General features: G+C 44.7%; 10 protein-coding genes. 7 read left to right on the top strand and 3 right to left on the bottom strand.

The features are described 5' to 3' along the window. Positions 1-290: 290 nt before the first annotated feature. Positions 291-3,857: a sensor histidine kinase gene (locus EAH55_RS04770; RefSeq protein ID WP_121808665.1), complete on the bottom strand. Its 3,567-nt coding sequence runs from the start codon at positions 3,855-3,857 to the stop codon at positions 291-293. A 60-nt stretch (positions 3,858-3,917) separates the two neighbouring features. Beyond that, positions 3,918-4,412 carry a hypothetical protein gene (locus EAH55_RS04765; RefSeq protein ID WP_121808664.1) on the bottom strand — a complete coding sequence of 165 codons (495 nt, stop codon included), beginning with the start codon at positions 4,410-4,412 and terminating at the stop codon, positions 3,918-3,920. A gap of 82 nt (positions 4,413-4,494) precedes the next feature. Here EAH55_RS04765 and EAH55_RS04760 point away from each other — a divergent pair, with 82 nt between their 5' ends. Together EAH55_RS04760 and EAH55_RS04755 are read left to right on the top strand one after the other, a co-directional pair. Further along, positions 4,495-7,413 carry a hypothetical protein gene (locus EAH55_RS04760; protein ID WP_162996744.1) on the top strand — a complete coding sequence of 973 codons (2,919 nt, stop codon included), beginning with the start codon at positions 4,495-4,497 and terminating at the stop codon, positions 7,411-7,413. Next, entirely contained in the window at positions 7,410-10,304 is a 2,895-nt protein-coding gene (locus EAH55_RS04755) for a hypothetical protein (protein ID WP_121808662.1), read from the top strand. Before EAH55_RS04760 ends, EAH55_RS04755 begins: the two co-directional genes overlap by 4 nt. A 71-nt stretch (positions 10,305-10,375) precedes the next feature. On the opposite strand, the gene EAH55_RS04750 is transcribed toward EAH55_RS04755, so the two are convergent. Further along, entirely contained in the window at positions 10,376-12,715 is a 2,340-nt protein-coding gene (locus EAH55_RS04750; RefSeq protein WP_121808661.1) for an efflux RND transporter permease subunit, read from the bottom strand. 155 nt (positions 12,716-12,870) lie between these two features. On the opposite strand from EAH55_RS04750, the gene EAH55_RS04745 reads away from it, so the two are divergent. From EAH55_RS04745 to EAH55_RS04725, 5 genes are all read left to right on the top strand, one after another. Next, complete coding sequence (locus tag EAH55_RS04745) at positions 12,871-13,242, top strand: diacylglycerol kinase family protein (RefSeq protein WP_121808660.1); 372 nt, start codon at positions 12,871-12,873, stop codon at positions 13,240-13,242. Further along, complete coding sequence (gene recO / locus EAH55_RS04740; RefSeq protein WP_121808659.1) at positions 13,232-13,957, top strand: DNA repair protein RecO; 726 nt, start codon at positions 13,232-13,234, stop codon at positions 13,955-13,957. The genes EAH55_RS04745 and recO overlap by 11 nt, the downstream gene beginning before the upstream one ends. Before the next feature lie 126 nt (positions 13,958-14,083). Next, entirely contained in the window at positions 14,084-14,353 is a 270-nt protein-coding gene (locus tag EAH55_RS04735) for a hypothetical protein (RefSeq protein WP_162996743.1), read from the top strand. A gap of 413 nt (positions 14,354-14,766) precedes the next feature. Continuing rightward, positions 14,767-17,145, top strand: coding sequence for a glycoside hydrolase family 3 C-terminal domain-containing protein (locus tag EAH55_RS04730; RefSeq protein WP_208644786.1), 2,379 nt, complete (start codon positions 14,767-14,769; stop codon positions 17,143-17,145). A gap of 66 nt (positions 17,146-17,211) precedes the next feature. Beyond that, on the top strand, positions 17,212-19,551 hold the full coding sequence (locus tag EAH55_RS04725) for a glycoside hydrolase family 3 protein (protein ID WP_121809030.1): 2,340 nt from the start codon (positions 17,212-17,214) through the stop codon (positions 19,549-19,551). Positions 19,552-19,586 lie beyond the last annotated feature (35 nt).

Below are 19,586 nucleotides of genomic sequence, written 5' to 3'. Positions count from 1 at the left end.
GCAGGTATTTAGGGGATGAGTGAGGAAAGAATCAAGACTTTTAGACATAAGAGCCAGGAGCTTTATAACTTATACTCGATGGATGGAGAAATAATAAAACAGAAGACTTACGAAGTTTTAAAAACTTCGTAAGTCTGGATTCGAAAAACGGGTGTTATGCTGAGCTCGTCGAAGCATGGCGCGATGGGCCTCTGCGCGCGAGTCTTTGACAAGCTCAGACTGACAGGCCATCTACACCTAATGTCTCCTTAAAACCCTCAAATTAACAGGTCTATCACCCCAACATTAACCTACCCCACCGGCAGCGTAATCGTAAATACAGTATACTCGCCTTCTTTGCTTTCAATATCAATTTTACCGCCATGGCCTTTTACCACAATATCATAACTGAGCGATAGACCAAGCCCCGTTCCCTGGCCGGTTGGTTTGGTGGTAAAAAACGGCTGCATGATCTTTTCCTTAATATTATCAGGGATACCCATACCGTTATCCCGAACCGTGATTACAACTGATTTTGCCCCCGCCTTAGCAGATTGACCGGCAGTTGTAACTATCACTTCAGGCTTATACGCTTCCCCTGCTGTTTTTTGCTTTTGATGTACCGCGTAAAAGGCATTATTATACAGGTTCAGCAACACGCGGCCAATATCCTGCTGAACGATATTAACCAAAGGCAAACTATCATCAAAGTTGGTGACCAATGCCGAATTAAAAGTTTTGTCTTTAGCCCGTAGACCATTGTAGGCCAACTTGAAATATTCGCCGGTAAGGTTGTTGATGTTTACCTGCTCCTTACTGCCGCTGCCTGCCCTTGAGTGCTGAAGCATATTTTTCACAATGGCATCGGCACGCTTGCCATGATGGTGGATCTTTTCGAGGTTCAGCTTCACATCAGCGGCTATGGCTTTGGCTTCTTCGGCATCGCCGTTGGTTAGCTCAGTCTCCATTTCATCTATCAGCTCCATGCTCACCTCCGAAAAGTTGTTTACAAAATTCAGCGGGTTTTGAATTTCATGGGCTATCCCGGCAGTAAGTTCGCCCAGAGAAGCCAGTTTTTCGGCCTGGATCAATTGCTGCTGGGTAGTTTTAAGATTATCAACGGCATCGGCCAGTTGATCACGCTGGGTAATAATTTCTTCCTGTTGCTCGCTTAATTCTTTATTGGCCCTGCTTAAATCATCGGTACGTTGCTTTACTTTTTCTTCAAGCAATTGGTTTTCATATTTAAGCTGGCGCGAACGATAAGCAATAAACGCGTATATAGCCGACGCAAATAACACAATATAAATGAGCCATGCCCACCAGCGCAAATACCAGGCTGTGGCAATGACAATGGTGATGCTGTCGCCGGTTTTATTCCACACCCCCGAACTATTGGCCGCCCTTACATGAAATACATAAGTACCCGCCGAAAGGTTATTATAGGTTACCGAGCGATTGGTACCGGCCTGTACCCAGTTTTTGTCGTAGCCATCCAGCTTGTAGGCATAAATATTTTGTTCAGGGTTGTCGTATTGTAAACCCACAAAGTTTAATTGCACCCGATTTTGGTCATAAGGCAATTCAAGTGTTTTACGGCCGTAGGTTAACACATTATTTATAGCATTGCCGCTTGATTTTGGATTGCTGTAAGCAACAGATTCGATGTGTACAACGGGGGCATACGGGTTGTCATTTAAATCTTTGGGATTAAAAACGGCGATACCATTACTTAAGGGGAAAAGCATCCTTCCATCTGCAAGCCTGTTCACATTATCAATTCCCCTGAAAATATCCTTGCCGGGTAAAATGTCGTCCATGAAAAAGTTTTTCAGCGTCATGGTGCGGGGATCTATCCGCGTAAAGCCTCGCTCTGTTATTACCCATAGCCGGCCGTCATTGTCTTCATTAATGCCCATTACCGAGTTAAATATCAAGCCGGAATCTTCGTTAAAATGTCTTACGTAAGCTTCCTTTTTCCGGTCGAATAGAAACAGCCCGTCGAGGTAGGTACCCACCCACAGCCTGCCGGCTTTATCCTCAAAAATATTATCTACGCAAGCCGCCTTTCGCATATCATTATTAAAATAGGATATGAAACGGCCTGTTTTCCTGTCGAAACGGTTAAGCCCTCCAAAATTGGTACCTATCCAAAGTGTATTTTCATGATCTTCATAAAATGTAATAGCACGGCTATCATCAAGCGCGTATTTATTTTTCGAAGTTATTTTTTCATAAGAGCCCCGGTAAGGATAGCGGGTGAACTTTTTGGTTACCGGGTTAAAAGAGCAGATACCGGCATCAATATCGGCGGCTATCCATAGTATCCCGGTATGGTCCTGGAACAGCGAGTGTACATAATTGCTGATAATGGAAGTACTGTCGCCGGGGATGTTGCTGTATTTTTCTTTTTTCCCGGTGATGGTATTGTACACCAATAATCCGCTTTCAGTTGCCACGTACAGTATGTTGTTTTGTCCGTAGCAAAAACCCGGAAAAAAGCCCTCGTTAGAGGCCACATTGTATATCTTTTTGTATTGGTTGGTTATGATATTGCCTTTATATATGCCCTGCCGGGTGGTTAACCAGGCGTCGCCATTGGGCCATGTTTTGAGCGTTACCAATTTGCCGGGATAAGTACCGGCTTTTGCCGGGTTATTCTTAAATATAGTAAAGGCGCTTTTTAACTTGTTTATACGTGCCACACCCGCGTTTCCAAAACCAAGCCAAAGGGTATTGGTATGATCAATTGTTTTACCGCCTATACCCAGGCTTGGCAGGGCACCCGGATCATCAGGATCTGTTACGTAGCGTTTAAAAACTGATGTTATAGGATCAAAATAAACCAAACCGGCCGACGATGAGATCCACAGTTTACCATCCTGCGTTTCCCTGAAACCGATAAACTGATTTTTTGTAGCGGAATTTATGGTATCAACAGGCGTATAGTTGCTGAAAGTACGGGTTTGCCTGTCAAATTTTGACAAGCCTTTATTGGTACCTATCCACAGGTGTTTGCTTTTATCTTCATAAAAGCTATAAATGCCGGCGCTTAGCAGGCTGTCTTTTGCATTGGCCTGGCCATATTCTATAAGTTTACCGGCACCGATGTCATAACGGGCAAACCTCAGCGCTTCATCATGACCATGAAAAGTATTCATATAAAGTACCCCCGGCTCGGAGGGGGCTTCATAAATTGGGTTAGCAGCCCGCATTTTTGCGGTATCATTTGAAGCAAGGTATTCACTAAAGCCTTTCCCTGCACCGTTGTATCGGTATATGCCGTTGTTTGAGCCAAACCAGATACTGCCATCGGCAGTTTTAACGGGGTTGTAGTAAACAGTTGCCCTGATATGATAAATCCCCTTTTGCCTGTTGCTAAAAAGAAGGTACTGCCCTGTTACCGGCTCAAACTTCATCATATTTTGACCGCTGGTTGCCGAATCAAAGCGCCCCCATAAATTACCATCGTTATCTATGGTGCCCACAATCAGCTGTCCATAAGTCAGGTTTGCCGGATAAGGGTATTGGGTAAAAGAATCGGTTGCCCGGTTGTATTTGAAAATCCCGTTGGCGAGCGTGGTTATCCACAGGGTTTTATTTTTGTCTTCAATTACATTAAATACCAGCGTTGATACCTGCTTATTCAGTTTAGGGGAGCCGAGTTTGTATATTTTGTAGCGGTAGCCGTCATAACGTACCAGCCCGTTTTGTGTAGAGAACCACATATATCCTTGACTGTCTTCAAGAAGGGAACCCACATTTGACTCGGGCAGGCCTTTCTTGATATCAAGGCGATCGAAGTATAAATGAGCTGATTGTGCGCCGGCATACAGGCTTATGCAACAGCATAAAATCAGCATTGTGATTTTTTTCATTAAGGTATAAGTTAACAGGCTTAAAGTAAATATTTTATCCTGTAAAATAAAATGGAGGCTTTAGCGGGGTTGCTTCTTAGGCGCTTTGAGCTTTTTCTCGCGCTTATTATCAGATATCATTTTGACCATGGTTTTGCCATGGGTTAGTTGCTTCGGATCTTTAACCTTGGCCAGCGAATTTTCCCAGGCCTCCTCTACCAGCTTTTTTATTTCCTGCTCAGGAAAAGCAGCAAGGTCATTTATTAGCAGGTAGCGGTACTGTTTACCATCGCCAATTAATAATTTCTGCGTATCGGATAGCTCAGAACCCCAGTAAAAACCGAAATGTGTATTGTAATTAACGCCACGGTATATGGCAAAGGAGCAAAATATGTGGCTCATTTTTTCGGTAGGCGACCAGCCAACAGCCAGGGCATTATAATTATCATAGATAAGCTCATTGGCCTGCGGGTACAAATCCCATACAAAATCGCGCAGCCATAAGGCCCGTTCCCGCACTTCGGCAGGGAACATTCTTAAAAAGAAAAGCAGGTCGGCAACTTCTTCCTTGGGCATAATATAAATATACAACCTTTTATTTATCAGCAATAATAATTAGCTTTATATCACCCAATTATAAACCTAAATAATATCCAAATTGAAACGCATCCAACCTACCCGGCCGGTATTTGTTTGCATGATGAAGTGGAGCGCTTTCGCGTTTTCCCGCCTTATCGTTATAACAGCTATTTTATTTTTCAGTATTCAAAGCTATGCGCAGGAAAAAGCCCCTGCTTTACGCTTAATCGCAATGAAATCAATGCTGGATAGTATCACGCGTCAAAACCCTGCCGAGAAGATCTACCTACAACTGGATAAAAGCATCTACACTCCCGGCGATACCTTATGGTTCAAGGCTTATCTTTTTAATGCCCCTACACTTAACCTATCGGCTAAAAGCGCGGTAATGTATGTGAGCATTGTTACCGATAGCAATACTGTAGAAAAGCGCTTACGCCTGCCTGTTGAAAACGGACTTAGCTGGGGTAACATCAGCCTTAAGGATTTACCTGCAGGCACTTACACCCTTGTTGCCTATACACAATGGCTGCAGAATTTTAACCAGGATTGTTTTTTTCGTAAAAGATTTACCATTGCCGATGATGCCGGCAGCAACTGGCTGGCTAACTACACCTGTTCAAGCGTAATAACCGACGGTAAGGAACAGGCCCACGTTAAACTGATGCTTAGTGATGCTTACAAAACAATTATAGCAGGTAAGTCGGTACAGTTATCGGTAATGAAAGGGAAGAGGCGTTTATACCGGCAAAGCCTGCAAACCGACGAAAAGGGAATGATATATATCACCTTTAACCTGCCGGGCAAACCGGGAGATATCCGCATTGTTGCCGCAGATGGCGCCGGTAACCGTGTAAATATCCCGCTAAACTTTAACCGCCCCCAGGATGCCGATGTTCAGTTTATGCCCGAGGGCGGTGAGCTCGTAGCCGGATTACCTGCACATGTTGGATTTAAAGCTATAGGGCTGGATGGTAAAGGCATCAATGTTTCGGGCCAGGTACTTGATCACGAAAAACAGGTAGTAGCTAATTTTACAACGCAGCATTGGGGCATGGGAAGTTTTAACCTGCCGGTTGTTAACGCGGGCGAAAATTATACAGCTAAAGTAACCCTGCCCGGTGGCGCAATCCGTGAATTTCCGTTGCCCGATATTAAAAACGATGGGATTGTATTGAACGTGATCAATCCCATTAATGAAGATTCGGTAAAAGTACTGCTGTCGGCTACCGATAAAATTGCCCGGTCGGGCGAAAGCTATTTCCTGGTAGGCAAAGCCCGCGAAATTATTTGTTACGGTGCAATGGTCGATTTTAAAAACGGCACGTCCATCAGTCAAAAAATTAACAAAAAACTTTTCCCCTCTGGCATCACTCATTTTTTGCTACTTGATAAAAACAGTAAGCCACTAAACGAGCGGCTGATTTTCATTAACCGGCATGACAACCTACATTTAAACATTGATGCAGATAAAATGACCTATAACCTGCGCGATAGTGTAGCGTTACACATTAGCGCGAAAGATGCCCTCGGCAATCCGCTCGCCGGCAATTTTTCGATGGCGGTTACCGACGACACGCAGGTACATCAGGACAGCCTGAACAATGAGAATATTGTTACGCGCATGCTGCTTACATCCGAATTAAAAGGCTTTGTGGAGCGCCCCAACTATTACCTCGCCGCTAATAATGCACAAGCCAAAGAGGCGCTTGATAACCTGTTGCTTACACAAGGCTGGGTAAGCTACAACTGGCCCGATGGCAAGGATAACCCGGGCTACGCTGCCGAAACCGAGTTGGCGGTTAAAGGCCGTGTAATTAATGTTTTTAACAAGCCCGTTAAACAAACTAAAGTACAGCTGTTTTCCAAATCGCCTGTAGTTGCAACTGATACACTCACGGATAAAGATGGCAGGTTTGCGTTCCGTAATCTCCCGCTTGCAGATACCCCGGCTTATTTTATTAAAACCGCTAAGAATTTTAATGTTGGCATTGTCATGGACGATGCTCCACCACCTGTGCTGCTGGCATCTGCCGGCCCCACGGCAATGCCCTGGTATGTAAGCAATGACACTACCTTGTTCAATAGTTTAAAAAATAACAGGGTACGGCAAAACCTGGCCGACAACCTCCCTGCCGACACTAAGGCGTTAAAAGAGGTAAAAATCACAGCAAAAAAAATAGTTAAAGGCTCGCAAAATTTAAATGGCGCAGGTAATGCCGATTTGGCATTTGACGAGGGCGACATGGTGAAAGCGGGTAAAAAGAGCCTGCTGAATTTTTTAGAGGAACATGTTCCAAACCTGAGATGGGGGACTTTAACCAACCAGTACAATTTGAGGTTTGCTTTGCAGGATAAATCAGGTGATGAAGTTAACGCGATATTACAATTTGTTCCTATACCTCCTGTGCCTACCATTCCCTGGTATTTGATAGATAACAAACCCATGATGTTAATAATTGACGGGATCTCCTTTGGTAGTGTTATTAAGATAATGTCACTTAATGAGCCCAATGGAAATGATATTAAAAGCTATCTTGAATCAAATAGCGCTGAAGATGTTAAGGGGATTGAGGTTAATAATTCGAACAAGTATAGCTGGGAGTATTTCTGGAGATATATTCTTGAGGACTGGAAGCATTCTTTAAATCCATCTCAAATAGCTTTTGTTGAGATCACCACACGTAGCGGTAAAGGGCCGGGGATAGCGCATACACCCGGGGCTTATTTATATAAACCTCTGGCATTAAGTGCCCCCTCCCGGTTTTATCGTCCACGTTATCTGCCTGATAATACCAATAAACATAATCCAGATTTGCGCTCAACCATACACTGGGAGCCCAATATAACAACCGGTGCCGATGGCAAAGCAACCGTATCATTTTATGCGGCAGATAAGCCATCAACCTATACCTATATTTTAGAAGGTACCAATATGGATGGCAGCATTGGCTACACTTATGGTAAAATAAAAGTAACAGGCAATACCAACCCATGAAAAACATGATAGGCCTTAAGCAACCGTTCCATCGCAAGTTGTTATCCTTGTTTTTAACAGCATGGCTTATCTGCATATTATCAGTTCAGCATGGGTATGCACAACAAATAGCTCCCGCTGCCCGATTGCTTCGGGCCAAAAATGTTACCGACAGTCTTGTTCGGCATTACCCTGCCGAAAAGATCTACCTGCAGTTTGATAAAAGCTCCTACACGCCCGGGGATACTTTGTGGTTTAAAGCTTATCTGGTTAACGCGCACCTGTTAACGCCATCTGCCAAGAGTGGTATTATGTACATCACTATCCTTACCGATAGTAATGTAGTGGCGAAACAACAACGCTTGCCTGTAGAAAACGGACTCACCTGGGGAAATATCAGCCTGAGCGAATTGCCGGCAGGCACGTATACGCTCACAGCCTATACGCAATGGATGCAAAACTTTAACAAGGACTGCTTTTTTTACAAACAGTTCACCATAGCCGACGATGCGACGAATAACTGGATGGCTAATTATTCCAGTTCAAGCGCCATGGTCAACGATAAAGAACAAGCGCACGTTAAGTTGTTGCTAAGCGATACCTACAAGAAAGCGATAATCAACAAGCAGGTGCAGCTTGCCGTAATGAAAGGTAGAAGGCGGCTGTACAAAGCATCACTACAAACAGACGAAAAAGGCCTTATTGATGTTACATTTAATTTACCCGGCAAGCCCGGCGATATCAGGATCATAGCCAATGATGCCGCAGGCAACCGGGTAAATATCCCTCTCAACTTTAACCGCCCGCAGGATGCCGATGTACAATTTATGCCTGAAAGCGGCGAGCTGGTGGCAGGCTTGCCTGCCCATGTGGGCTTTAAGGCTATTGGCCTCGATGGACGGGGCATTAACATATCAGGTGTTGTGCTTGATGAAAACAAACAAACGGTAACGGACTTCACCTCGGCACATTTAGGCATGGGCAGCTTTGATATGATACCCAAAGCAGGCGAAAGTTATACCGCTAAAGTCACCCTACCCGGCGGACAGGTTAAAGAATACGCTTTGCCGAAAGTGAAAAACTCGGGCATTGTTTTAAACATCCAGAATAAGGCTGATTCCGATTCGCTGATGATTTCTTTATACGCTACCGGAAATATAAGCGGGTCGGGAGATAGTTATTTTTTGATTGGCAAGTTGCGCGAGGTGATCTGCTTTGGCGCCGTCGTGAACTTTAAAGGAACAACAGCTATCCGTAAAATGATCAGCAAAGCGCGGTTTCCATCTGGCATCGCTCATTTTGTATTGCTTGATATGAAGAACCGTCCGCTGAATGAGCGGCTTACTTTTATTGACAGGCATGATGATCTGCATATCAATATCAGCAGCAATAAAACTATTTACGCACTCCGCGATAGCGTTGCCGTAGCTATCAATGTCACCGATGCATTGGGCAAACCGGTTGAAGGCAATTTTTCATTTGCCGTTACCGATGATACACAAGTACATCCCGATAGCCTGAATAATGAAAGCATCGTGAGCAGGATGCTGCTCACCTCCGAGCTGAAGGGCTACGTGGAAGAGCCCGGATATTACCTGAACAGCAATGATCCCAAGCGGAGTATCGCGCTCGACAACCTGCTGTTAACGCAAGGATGGGTAAGCTACAACTGGCCCGAAGAAAAAAGACAACCGGTTTACGCCGCGGAAACAGAGGTAGTAATTAAAGGCAGGGCGCTTAACATTTTTAATAAGGGAGTTAAAAAAACAAAAGTGCAGCTATTCTCTAAATCGCCTTTGCTGGCTACAGATAAGTTGACCGATGCAAACGGAGGCTTTGTATTTCGCAATTTACCGCTTACAGATACGCCGGCTTACTTTATCAAAACGGCCAAAAACTTTAATGTAGGCATAGTAATCGATGACCCACCACAGCCGGTACTTGCGGCACCGCCGGCCGCCACCATTATACCCTGGTATGTGAGTAATGATACCACGTTATTCAATAGTGTTAAAATTAACCGGATGCGTCAAAACCTGGCAAATGACCTCCCGGCCAATATGCGTACTTTAAAAGAAGTAAAGATCAAGGCCAGGAAAATTGTAAAAGATTCAAAGAACCTGAATGGTGCGGGCCATGCCGATTTTGTTTTTGATGAAAATGACCTGCTAAAAGCCGGGAAGAAAAGCTGGATGGATTTCCTGCAAGAGCATGTTAAAAGTTTCAGGTCCGGAACTATCATGAAACAAAAAGCGATAGTTTATAGTGTACAGGGTAAAACCAGGAGCGACGTTCAATTTGGCTCTTACAGATTACCCCCAAGCATCTTTTTCCAATGGTATTTTGTTGACAATAAACCCATTTGCTTTGTTATTGATGGCATTCCATTTGGCACCATATTTAAAAGCAACTATATAGAAGATCCTGACTTTTTAGCAATCAAACAATACCTTGAATCAAACAGTGCCGAGGATATTAAAGGTATCGAGATCAACACAACTTCTAAATACGGCAATGAATATTATAGCCGTTACATCTCAACAGATTGGTTAGGAACCAATGTAGGAGATTTTACTTTTATGGAGATAACCACCCGTGGAGGCCACGGCCCCAACATCAGTAAAACACCCGGCGGCTATCTGTATAAACCATTGGCATTGAGCTTTCCATCGCAATTTTACAGTCCTAAGTATGCGGTTAATGCTACAAGCAAAACCCAAACAGACCTGCGCTCTACCGTATACTGGCAACCAAACGTAAACACCGGTACCGATGGCAAAGCATCCATCAGTTTTTATACTGCCGATACACCAACAACGTATTCCATAATAATGAACGGTACAGATATGAATGGCAATTTTGGTTATAAACGGGGAACGTTGAAAGTTAGCCCACGCCCCCTGGCCCCCTAAAGGGGGAGTTAGCACGATGCTTCTTGCTCAAAAAGCTTTCAGCCTTTAGCTTTCGGCTTTAAGCTCCTCTATCAGGCTTCATCAATATCTGGGCCTTTGATCTTGTCCCGGTCAACACCGCCTTCAAGCGAGAGTAAAAACGCGGGCAGCAATGTCAGGTTGCTGATCATGGCCACCAGCAGGGTAATGGATAGCAAAACACCCAGGGCAACTGTACCGCCAAACTTTGATATCGCGAAGATGCCGAAGCCGAAAAACAGTACAGTAGCAATAAAGATCATGCTCACCCCGGTTTCACGGATGGTGTCCGAAACTATTTTCGAGATACCTTTTTTGCTGTAGCGCAGCTCGTGCCTGTAACGGGTAATGAAATAAATGGTTTGGTCGGATGAGATCCCCATCGCTATACTGAAAATCAATATGGTTGACGGTTTAAGCGGGATACCAAAAAAGCCCATGATACCGGCAGTTATCACCAGCGGAATGATGTTGGGTACCAATGATATGGCAATCATTTTTATGCCGCGGAAAAGGATCCACATTACGCCAGCAATAAGTACAATAGCCCAGGCCAGGCTTTCGTAAAGGTTTTTCAACAAATAGTTGGTACCCTTTATAAATATGATGCTCGAGCCGGTAAGCTCAACATGGTATTTCTTTGGATTAAAAATAGAATCGATACGTGGCTGTAATTCAGCCAGTACGGTATTCATTTTTTTTGAACCGGCGTCAACCATTTCAAAAGTAACGCGGGTTACACGATGTGTGCTGTCAAGATAGGTTTTCAGCAGGCCGCTGGTTCCTTTGCCCGAGTTTCCGGCATAGTTGAGGATAAAATTTTGCTCCAACCCATCGGGCAAACGGTAATACTCCGGGTTACCGCCATAAAATGCCTGGGTACTAAATTTCAACACCTGGATCAGTGATACTGAACGGCTGAATTCTGGATAGGAGGAGATCAGTTTTTCCAGCTTCTCTACCTTACGAATAGTCGCCAGGTTCATTACGCCGTTTTTGCGTTTGGTATCGATACTAACCTCCAGCGGCAAAACCCCGTTAAAATTAGATTCAAAAAATTTAAGATCATGCAGGGTATTATTGCTTTGGGGCAGGTCATCCACTACATAACCGTTGATATTGATCCTGACCATCCCAACAATGGCAATAACGACTAATATAGCGGTAGTTAAATAAATGGTTTTACGTCTGGTATGCACCAGTTTATCTAAAGTGGCCAGCAGGCCGTCCATCAATTTGCTGTCTTTAATACCTGTTTGGCTTGCCTTTGGCGCAGGCAGAAAGCTGAAGATAATAGGCACTAAAATAAGGCTCAATGCAAAAGTGCCCATGATGCCTATTGAGGCTATAAGGCCAAACTGGGTAAGCAACTCGCTGTTAGTAAAGCATAACACGCCAAAACCTATGGCAGTAGTAACGTTGGCTATAAAAGTGGTGATACCTGCCCGCTCAACAGCTACTTCTAAAGCTGCCATTTTATTTTGGCTGATGCCATACTCATGAAAATATTTATTGAGGATAAATACACAATTCGGGATCCCGATTACCACAATAAGTGGTGGGATAATACCGGTTAAGAGTGTCATTTCGTAATGCATCATCTGCAATACCCCCAGACTGAATATCACACCCAATATCACAATCATCACCGGAAAAATAACCGGGAATACCGAACGGAAAAACAGCAGTAAAATGAGAGCGGTTATAATAACCGAAAGGCTCAGAAATAATGAAAACTCATGAGCTACCAGATCGCCAACCACAGTACGGATCAATGGCAGGCCAGAGTAATGTACTGTGATATGATGTTTCTGTTCAAACGCCTGCCCAAGCTGATTAATCTTTTTAATAATAGGTACGCGGAACGGCGTATTGATAATTTTATCATCAAAAGTGATTGCCATCAGGGTGCTCTGACCATCGTTACTTACAATCAGTCCTTTATAAAAAGGCATGGATGTAAGCTGTTGCTTTACACTATCAACAGCCGCGGTGGTTTGCAGCGGAGCGGTAACTAATGGCTTTAATACAAATTTATGCTGAAGGGTATCTTTTTGCAGATTGTAGATATTGGCAGCCGAAATCACTGCTTTAATCCCTTTTACTTTCTTCAGCTGTTCGCCAATCTGGTACCAGTCGTTAAAAACATCCTTATCAAAAATATTAGGCGACTTAATACCGATAACCATCGATGAAGCGTCCTGCCCGAAAGTTTTCTTAAACTCGGCATAACGGATAAAAGCCGAATCGGTAACCGGAAGTACCTTACCACCGTTAAAAGTGATCTTTACTTTTGAAGCTTCGTAGCCCATAAAGGCGCTTAGCGCCAAAACGCAAATAAAAATTATGAGCCTGTTTTTAAGAAGTGCAGAAGCTATATGTTTCCAGAACATTATTAACGTGATATGTAAGAGAGAGGCGCAAAACTACAAAAAATGCGTTATCTCCCTATTAGTGATAGTGATAATGTGACAAAGAGTTAACGGGCAGTTTACAGGGCCCATCATACACCCGGCTGCATTTATAGCTAAACTTTGTATTTTTGGGCATGAAAAGGTTGATACGAAGTTTTGGATTCGCGTTTAAGGGTTTAGGATACGCGGCTCATAGTCAGCCTAATTTCAGGTTTCATTTGGTAGCCGGTACTATAGCCGTAATCCTGGGTTTCCTGTTCCGGATCTCAACTGCCGAATGGCTTTGGCTCATGGTTAGCATCGCCATTGTGCTTATTGCCGAGTTACTTAACACCTCGCTCGAAACATTGACAGACCTTGTTTCGCCGACATACAATGAAAAAGCCGGTCGCGTAAAAGATGTAGCTGCCGGTGCCGTTGTTATTGCAGCTTTATTCGCGTTGATAACAGGGGCCATCATTTTTTTACCGAAGATCATTTTAGCCTTAGGAAGCCATGCTGCATAAAACCCGCGGCATTATATTCAGAGCTACCGATTACGGCGAAAGCAGCGTAATTGTCCAGATCTTTACCGAAAAGTTCGGCTTGCAATCATACATTATCAACGGCGCTAAAAAACCAAAAGCTAAGATTGGCCGAAATATGCTGCAACCCCTGCACCTGCTTGATCTGGTGGTTTATCATAAAAATACAGGCAGCGTACAACGCATTTCCGAGCTTAAAAACGCGCCGGTGCTGCTTAGTATTCCTTACGATGTAATTAAAAGCTGTATTGCTATATTTTTGAACGAGGTGCTGTATAAAGCCATCAAGCAGCAATCACCGGATGAAAACCTGTTCGATTTTGTTTTCAGCGCCATTGAATGGCTCGATCATCAGACAGAAAGCGTGGCCAACTTTCATCTGGTATTTTTAACCCGCCTAAGCCGCTACCTCGGCTTTTACCCCGATCGCTACATGGCCGACGAAGCTGATTATTTCGACATCAAAAACGGACAATTCACCCGTTACAAGCCCGAAAGTGTTTCATACCTCTCGCCCCCGCACACCCGGAATTTTGCATTAGTGCTGCAAACCGGTTTTGAAGACATGAACCAGCTTAAGCTAAGTAATGATGAACGCCGCTACTTGGTAAACAAGCTGCTTGAATATTATGCCATGCACATTGAAGGCTTTGGGAATATCAAATCGGCCGATGTGCTGGAAGAAGTGTTGGCGTAGGAGGGAATATTCTATATCGTCATTGAGAATGGAAAATTCAGGAACTTTAAGGACAAATGACATCTACTCCATGTCATTGCGAGGCACGAAGCAATCGCACAGAGGCAGCTAATGACTATTGTTGTAATGAACTTACATCGTCGCGCTCTTGGCCGCGCGGGGCCAGGTACTTTTGTCGCCACAAAAGTACCCAAAAAGGCTTGCAGCAGAAAGGCTTCTTTACGCGCACCCTACGCTCCAACCCACCTCACGGCCATTGCCCTGCAAAACGAACAGAACCACGGGCTGCAATTATTTTGCCCCGATCCCCACTCAACCCTGCTTCTGCAAAAACTTGCTATGCCCCTGCAGCCGCACATTCCCTGCATTGTTCTGCCCGTTTTCACCCGAAGCTGATCTGCTGCTGGAAACGTGCTTCTTCCAACTTGTTAGATGTAGGGCTGTCACCCTGAGCTTGTCGAAGGGGCGCGCAGAGTCCCCGCCCACCATACTTCGTTCCTCAGCATAACACCCGTCTTTCGTTTGTCATCCTGAGGCACGAAGGATCTTCTTCATCATGCATGGCAGCTCTGTATCTTGAAGAAGATTCTTCGCTATCGCTCAGAATGACAGGCAGTTTAAAACCTATTATCCCCCCATTTTATCATCCCATTTCCCTTTCCCATTCACATTCTTCATTCATTCATCGATAAAACTTGCTATTGTAAAACTTAATTTTTACTATTGTGTAATAATGACACAAAGAACATAACCAAATTGTCGTTATTACCAATTAGCCCCTTTAACCTATTTAATTTTTAAACATGAGAATGAGCTACAAATTACACGTTGCTTGGGCAGGTGTTTTGCTTGCTGGTGGCATCCACCAGGCAATACAGGCCCAAAGTAAAGCCCCGGCACCGCAACTAAACGCGACTAACATCAAACAGATTGTCGCGGCCATGACACTCGAAGAAAAATCGAAACTGGTTGTGGGGATGGGTTTTAAAATGCCCGGAGTGCCTCCGCCTTCAAAAGATAAAAAGAACGAGCCGGTAGATATCGGCGGCTTTAAATTACCGCCGTCTGACCCCGACGCTTATAATATTCCCGAAAAAGTTCCCGGAGCTGCCGGCCGTACCCATGCTATTGCCCGTTTAGGGATTCCGTCAATCACGGTATCCGATGGGCCTGCCGGTTTAAGGATCGAGCCTATCCGCAATGACGATAAATCAAAAACTTATTATGCTACGGCGTTCCCGGTAGCTACTTTGCTGGCCTCAACCTGGGATACGCAGCTTATTAACAAAGTAGGCGTTGCTTTTGGTAACGAGGTGCGTGAATATGGCGTAGATATTTTACTTGCACCGGGCATGAACATTCATCGTAATCCGCTTGGTGGCCGTAATTTTGAATATTATTCTGAAGATCCCCTTGTTGCCGGCAGCATGACCGCGGCCATTGTAAATGGTATCGAATCGAACGGTGTAGGAACTTCTATTAAGCACTATGCTGCCAATAACCAGGAAACCAACCGTAACTCTATCAATACCATAGTAAGCGAGCGTGCCATGCGTGAGCTGTATTTACGTGGTTTTGAGATAGCGGTTAAAAAATCTCAACCATGGACGGTAATGTCGTCATACAATAAACTGAATGGCACTTTTACCTCCGAAAGGCGCGACCTGCTTACTACCATCCTTAAAAAAGAATGGGGTTTTAAAGGTTTCGTTATGACCGATTGGTTTGGCGGAAAGGATGCCGTTGCCCAAATGAAAGCCGGTAACGACTTACTTATGCCCGGCAATCCAACCCAATCTGAAGCTATAGTTGCCGCCGTGAAAGATGGCACACTTAGCACCCAACAACTTGATGCCAATGTGGAGCGTATCCTGAATGTGATAGTTCAATCGCCAACATTCAAAAAATATAAATACTCTGATGCGCCCGATCTGGCTGGTCATGCTGCTGTGGCGCGTGAGGCTGCTGCGCAGGGCATGGTGCTTTTAAAAAATGAAGATCATGCTTTGCCGTTTGCCGCCGGTAAAAGGATAGCTGTTTTCGGTAATACCTCTTACGATATTATTGCAGGTGGCACCGGCAGCGGCGACGTGAACAAGGCTTACACCATTTCGTTAATGCAGGGCCTGGCCAATGCAAACTTTAAACTGCAGGAAACGCTTTCCAATAATTATAAAGCGTATCTTACTGATATGAAGGCCAAACAGCCAAAACCTAAAAACTTTTTCGATCATCCGGCCCCTATTCCTGAAATGGATGTGAACACCATTGTTGCCGAAGAAGCTAATGGGGCGGATGAAGCACTGATCACCATTGGCCGTAACGCAGGCGAAGGCGCCGACCGCAAACTGGAAAGTGACTATTATTTAAATGATGCCGAAAAAGGGTTGATCAACAGCGTTGCCAATGCTTTCCATGCCAAAGGCAAAAAGGTAATTGTTGTGCTTAACATAGGTGGTGTGGTTGATGTTACCGAATGGCGCGATAAGGTTGACGGTGTTTTGCTGGCCTGGCAACCTGGTTTGGAAGCCGGTAATGCTATTGCCGATGTATTGAGCGGAAAAGTAAACCCATCTGGTAAACTGGCAACCACTTTCCCTGCCGATTATAAAGACGTGCCATCTGCAAATAACTTTCCCGGCACACCCGAAGGTAAGCCTACCCAGGTTATTTATGAGGAAGGGATTTATGTAGGATATCGTTATTACGATGCCGCTAAAGTTACCCCGGCTTATGAGTTTGGTTACGGCTTGTCATACACCAACTTTAAATTCAGCGATCTGAAGCTGAGCTCAAAGGTTTTCAAAAACCTAATCACTGCAACCGTAACTGTTAAAAATACCGGCGATGTAGCAGGTAAAGAGGTTGTGCAGTTATATCTTGCAGCGCCTAAAAAAGACCTGGATAAACCTGAGGATGAGTTGAAAGCATTCGGCAAAACAAAGCTGCTGGCTCCAGGACAATCGCAAACATTAACATTTACCATCAAAGCTTCAGACCTGGCTTCGTTTTATACCGATAGGGAAGCCTGGATAGCCGACGAAGGAAGCTACAAAGTGAAAATAGGTTCATCATCACGCAAAATAGAAGAAACAGCATCTTTTAGCCTGGCTAAAGATATCACTGTTGAAAAAGTAAACAAGGCGCTGGTGCCTCAACAAACCATAAACGAACTAAAACTAAAGTAAAACCAACCCGGCCTCTGCAATATTTTTTGCAGGGGCTTCTTTCTTTAACCAGAATCATGAATGATCATGGCCAAACCAATTAAACTGATAACCCTGCTGGCCCTGTTGCCCGCAACTGCAGCTATCGCACAAAACAAATGGACAGAAAGAAAAGCAGGTGACATTGCTTTTGTTACAAATACCGGAGGTCAAAACCTGGGCTATTCCAACACATCCGGCGTAAAAATATTAACTGTTGATGGCTTCGCTTTTAAAGACCTGAACAAGAACGGTAAGCTGGATAAATATGAGGACTGGCGTTTGCCGGTTGATGAACGGGCTAAAGACCTTGCCTCAAAAATGAGTGTTGAGCAAATTGCCGGGCTAATGTTGTACAGCCGCCACCAGCCTATCCCGGCGGCGGCAGGCGGACCATTCGCAGGTACTTACAATAATAAAGTTTTTGCCGAGAGCGGCGCTAAAGCATCTGACCTATCCGATCAGCAGAAACAGTTTTTAGCAAAAGATAATGTGAGGCATGTGCTGGTGACATCGGTACAAAGCCCCGAAATCGCGGCACAATGGAATAACAACGCGCAGGCATTTGTGGAAGGCCTGGGCCTGGGTATTCCCAACAATAACAGTTCCGACCCTCGTCATGGCACCGTAGCTACAGGTGAATATAATGCAGGTGCGGGTGGCGCTATTTCCATGTGGCCGGGCTCGCTTGGGTTGGCCGCTACCTTTGACCCTGAAGTGGTTAAAAACTTCGGTCATATCGCAGCTCAGGAATACAGGGCTTTGGGCATTTCAACAGCGCTTTCACCTCAGGTTGATATCGCTACCGATCCGCGTTGGGCACGTGTTAGCGGCACTTTTGGCGAAGATCCGCAATTGGCGGCCGATATGGCCCGAGCCTATATCGATGGCTTCCAGACCTCAGCGGCGGAAAAAGAAATTAAAAACGGCTGGGGCTACAACAGCGTAAACGCCATGGTTAAACACTGGCCGGGCGGCGGTGCAGGTGAGGGCGGTCGTGATGCGCATTATGCTTATGGCAAATACGCGGTTTATCCGGGTAATAATTTTAAACAACACCTGATCCCATTTACCGAGGGTGCTTTTAAACTGAATGGTAAAACCGGTATGGCTGCCGCCGTGATGCCTTACTATACCATCTCCTATAATCAGGATATTAAAAATCACGAAAACGTAGCCAACAACTATAACTCGTATATCATTAATGACCTGCTCCGTAAAAAATACAAATACGATGGTGTAGTTTGTACCGACTGGCTGGTAACCGGCGATGAAACCACGGTTGACTCATTCCTTTCGGGCAAATCATGGGGTGTAGAAGGGCTTTCCATAGCGCAACGCCATTATAAAGTGCTGATGGCCGGTGTTGATCAGTTTGGTGGCAATAACGAGGTAGCTCCGGTTACCGAAGCTTACCAGATTGGTGTAAAAGAGCATGGCGAAGCATTTATGCGGGCCAGGTTTGAGCAGTCGGCAGTGAGGCTGCTGCGTAATATTTTCAGGACAGGACTATTTGAAAACCCTTACCTGGAACCTGAAGTTTCTAAACAAACTGTTGGTAAACCCGAGTTTATGGATGCCGGTTACCAGGCGCAGCTTAAATCGATAGTAATGCTGAAAAACAAGGCTAACATTTTGCCTTTACAAAGCGGCAAAACTGTATATGTACCTAAAAAATTTACTCCTGCCGGCAGGAATTTCTTAGGGATGGAAACTCCTGAAAAACTGGAATACCCGGTAAACATGGAGACTGTTAAAAAGTATTTCAAAGTAACAGACAATCCGGATGAAGCCGATTATGCCCTGGTATTTATAGCCAGCCCTAACAGCGGCGGCGGTTATAATAGTGCCGATGCTAAAAACGGCGGAACCGGATATGTACCGGTTAACCTGCAATATGGTGCCTACACCGCTACCGATGCCCGTGCTACCAGTATAGCAGGCGGCGACCCGCTGGAGAAGTTTACCAACCGTACCTACAAAGGTAAATCAAGCACAGCTATCAATATTACCGATCTGGCTATGGTTACCGATACTTATGCCAAAATGAAAGGCAAGCCGATTATTGTATCTGTTAATATGAGCAACCCGATGGTGTTTGCTGAATTTGAAAAAGATGCTAACGCCATCATTGTTGATTTTGGCGTTCAAGGCCAGGCTTCGCTTGATATCATGACCGGCAAGGCTGAACCATCGGCATTGTTGCCGCTGCAAATGCCAATAGATATGAAAACCGTTGAAGCCCAGTTTGAAGATGTACCACATGATATGAAATGCTATGTTGATGAACAAGGCAATAAGTATGATTTCGGTTTCGGCTTAAACTGGAAAGGTATAATTAAAGACGCCCGTGTGGATAAGTATGTGAAGAGTGTGATGAAGCCGTAAGGCTCACATCCACAGTGTCATGCTGAACTTGTTTC

It is taken from the genome of Mucilaginibacter kameinonensis, from assembly GCF_003675385.1.
Taxonomy (GTDB): domain Bacteria; phylum Bacteroidota; class Bacteroidia; order Sphingobacteriales; family Sphingobacteriaceae; genus Mucilaginibacter; species Mucilaginibacter kameinonensis.
This window is presented reverse-complemented; position numbering and strand designations above follow the sequence as displayed.

Coding starts and splice junctions, on each gene's coding strand:
- EAH55_RS04725 (WP_121809030.1), top strand. CDS start 17,212: ATGGCCAAACCAATTAAACTGATAACCCTGCTGGCCCTGTTGCCCGCA.
- recO (WP_121808659.1), top strand. CDS start 13,232: ATGCTGCATAAAACCCGCGGCATTATATTCAGAGCTACCGATTACGGC.
- EAH55_RS04730 (WP_208644786.1), top strand. CDS start 14,767: ATGAGCTACAAATTACACGTTGCTTGGGCAGGTGTTTTGCTTGCTGGT.
- EAH55_RS04755 (WP_121808662.1), top strand. CDS start 7,410: ATGAAAAACATGATAGGCCTTAAGCAACCGTTCCATCGCAAGTTGTTA.
- EAH55_RS04770 (WP_121808665.1), bottom strand. CDS start 3,857: ATGAAAAAAATCACAATGCTGATTTTATGCTGTTGCATAAGCCTGTAT.
- EAH55_RS04735 (WP_162996743.1), top strand. CDS start 14,084: ATGAACTTACATCGTCGCGCTCTTGGCCGCGCGGGGCCAGGTACTTTT.
- EAH55_RS04765 (WP_121808664.1), bottom strand. CDS start 4,412: ATGCCCAAGGAAGAAGTTGCCGACCTGCTTTTCTTTTTAAGAATGTTC.
- EAH55_RS04745 (WP_121808660.1), top strand. CDS start 12,871: ATGAAAAGGTTGATACGAAGTTTTGGATTCGCGTTTAAGGGTTTAGGA.
- EAH55_RS04750 (WP_121808661.1), bottom strand. CDS start 12,715: ATGTTCTGGAAACATATAGCTTCTGCACTTCTTAAAAACAGGCTCATA.